Genomic DNA, 2,528 nt, shown 5'->3' with positions numbered 1-2,528 from the left:
GCGGATGCTGGTGCCCGGCGGGACGGCGTTCGGCGCGGGCCGCATCGCGGAACTGTACGAGGAGGAAGGCGGCACGGTGACCTGGATCGGCAAGCCTCACCGGGCCATCTATGCCCATGCCGCCCGGCTCTGCGGTGTGCCGCCCGAGCGCGTGCTGTGCGTCGGCGACAGCGTGGAACATGACATTGCGGGCGCGCTGGGGTTCGGTGCCCGCAGCGCGCTGGTCAGGACGGGCATCCTGGCCGACGCCACCCCGCAGCAGCTTGAAGCGGCGTTCGCCCGCCATGCGGCGCGGCCGGACCATATCCTGCCCGCCCTGGTCTGGTAGCGTGGGCGGCGTCCCGCATGTCAGGCCGCGCCTTCGGCATGTTCCGCCGCCACCATCTGCGCGGCGATGAAGGCGCGCGCATGGCGGGCCAGGTCCGCGCCGTCTTCCCACAGGTTTCGCCAGACGCCCAGCGTGTGGGACAGATGCGGGTCCACGACGGCCGCGGAGAACGATTCGAAGGCGATCGGCCCGGCATAGGCAATGCGCCGCAGGGAACGGAAGACCGGGCCCCATGCGACGGTCCCGGTCCCCAGATAGCCGCGATGGCTTTCGCCCACGTGGAAATAGCCGAGCCTGTCAGCGCATTTCTCGATCGCGTTCGAGGGGATGCCTTCCTCGATATTCATGTGATAGGTGTCGAGATGCACGCCGATCTCCGGCCGTCCGACCTTGTCGATGAAGGCGACCGCCTGCGCGCCGGTATTGATGAGGTTGCTTTCATAGCGGTTGACGACCTCCAGATGCAGCCGGATGCCGGCCTGGGCCGCGCGTTCGGCCAGGGCGCGCAGCACCTCGGCCGAATGCGCGATGCCGCGTTCGGTGGCGGGCCGGTCATATTTGCGCATGGCCGAGAAGATGACCCCCGCCAGGTCGGTGCCGCCCAGGTCGCGCAGGACCGACACGGCGTGATCCAGCAGCGCCGCCCCCCGCTTTACCACCTGCGGGTCGTCGGACGAGATGTCGGTGTCGGCCGACAGCCCCAGCGATGCCGTCAGGCCGATCCCCGCCGCCTGCGCCGCGCGGCGCAGGGCGGCAACGGCGATCCCGTCCGGGCTGGACAGAGGCAGTTCCAGGAAATCGTATCCGGTCGCCGCCGTTTCGTGCATGGCGCGCACGCCGTCGTCGGTGTCCCAGCGGCCGGACCAGACCGAGCCGTGGATGCCGATCCTGTTCGCAATGGTCTTCATGCCATCTTCCTTTTGCTGCGTGCGGCGGCGATCAGGCGTGGCAGGCGCCCGCGCACGAGGTTTTCGACCAACACGACCAGCACGAGGATCAGGCCCATCATGCCGGCCTGCAGGGTCGGATTGAAATCGTTGTAGTTCAGGCCGTAATTGACCACCGCGATGGCGAGGGTGGCGATCGCGGTCCCGACGGGCGAGCCGTCGCCGCCGAAGATGCTGGCACCCCCCAGCACCACGATCGCGATGCTGATCAGGTTCGCTTCCGGCACGCCGTCGGGCGTCGCCGTGCCCAGCCGCGCCGCCGCGATCACCCCGGCCAGTCCGGACAGCGCGCCCGACAGCACGTAGGTCGTCGCCCGCAGCCTGTTGACATGTATGCCGGCCAGCCACGCCGCGGTGGCGTTCGTGCCGATCAGGTACAGTGCGCGGCCGAACCGGCTGCGATGCTGGATCAGCACCAGGAGGCCGAGCAGCGGCAGGTAGAGGCACAGGATCTGGAACGGCACACCCAGCACGCTGCCCTGTCCCATGGCCAGGAAGCGGGCGGGGGCGGCGGTCAGGTCGATGGTGTTGCCCCCCGATGCGATCAGCGCCAGGCCCGTGAACGCGAACATCGTGCCCAGCGTCGCGATGATGGGCGGGATCCGGAACCGCGTGATCGCGGCGGCATTGCATCCCCCCATCGCGGCGCCCGCCAGGACCCCGGCACAGACGCCCGCCGGCCAGGGCAGGCCGCGCATGATGAACAGGGCGGCCAGGATCTGCGCCAGTGCGGACATGGCGCCGACGCTGAGGTCGATGGCGCCGTCGCCCCCCGCGATCACCAGCCCCTGCCCGAAGGCGATGATACCAAGCTCGACCGCGAACACCGCCATGCTCGAGAGGTTGTCGGCCGACAGGATGGTCGGGTTGCCGGCGGCGAAACCGCCCAGCACCAGGAGCGCGAAGAGACCCAGGATGAGGACCCGGCCGGAACGGAAGCCGCTCATGACACCACCTGCCGGGCGCGGCGGCCCTCGTTGAGGCCCACGGACGCGAGAATGACGACGCCGAGCACGACGCCGCTCCAGAATGGCTGGATGTGCATCAGCACGATGGCGTCGCCGATCAGGCCCACGACCAGCGTGCCCAGGAACGTCCCGACCATGCCGCCGCGTCCGCCGGACAGTTCGGTGCCGCCCAGCACCACCGCCGCGATGACGCCCAGTTCGAAGCCGCCGCCGGTCGTGGTCTGGACGATGGGGGACTGCCCGAGCCGCATCAGCGCGCCCAGCCCCACGCAGGCGCCCAGCAGC

Annotated in this window: 4 protein-coding genes; 1 reads left to right on the top strand and 3 read right to left on the bottom strand. The window is 70.0% G+C overall.

Annotated features, from left to right (window positions below; all coding sequences use genetic code 11):
- Positions 1-328: HAD-IA family hydrolase (locus HUK84_RS14810; protein ID WP_176640970.1), on the top strand; the 328-nt coding region annotated here is incomplete at its 5' end.
- A gap of 20 nt (positions 329-348) precedes the next feature.
- On the opposite strand, the gene HUK84_RS14805 is transcribed toward HUK84_RS14810, so the two are convergent.
- The 3 genes from HUK84_RS14805 to HUK84_RS14795 form a co-directional block, all read right to left on the bottom strand.
- Positions 349-1,236, bottom strand: coding sequence for a sugar phosphate isomerase/epimerase family protein (locus HUK84_RS14805; RefSeq protein WP_176640969.1), 888 nt, complete (start codon positions 1,234-1,236; stop codon positions 349-351).
- On the bottom strand, positions 1,233-2,222 hold the full coding sequence (locus HUK84_RS14800; RefSeq protein WP_176640968.1) for an ABC transporter permease: 990 nt from the start codon (positions 2,220-2,222) through the stop codon (positions 1,233-1,235). Before HUK84_RS14800 ends, HUK84_RS14805 begins: the two co-directional genes overlap by 4 nt.
- A partial coding sequence (locus HUK84_RS14795) for an ABC transporter permease (RefSeq protein ID WP_374729369.1) occupies positions 2,219-2,528 on the bottom strand: 310 nt, incomplete at its 5' end. The genes HUK84_RS14795 and HUK84_RS14800, both read right to left, overlap by 4 nt.

The organism is Nguyenibacter vanlangensis, from assembly GCF_013376155.1.
In the GTDB taxonomy this organism is placed as follows: Bacteria; Pseudomonadota; Alphaproteobacteria; order Acetobacterales; family Acetobacteraceae; genus Gluconacetobacter; species Gluconacetobacter vanlangensis.
Note: the sequence above shows the minus strand (reverse complement) of the source record. Positions and strands in the feature narration are given on the sequence as shown.

Coding starts and splice junctions, on each gene's coding strand:
- HUK84_RS14805 (WP_176640969.1), bottom strand. CDS start 1,236: ATGAAGACCATTGCGAACAGGATCGGCATCCACGGCTCGGTCTGGTCC.
- HUK84_RS14800 (WP_176640968.1), bottom strand. CDS start 2,222: ATGAGCGGCTTCCGTTCCGGCCGGGTCCTCATCCTGGGTCTCTTCGCG.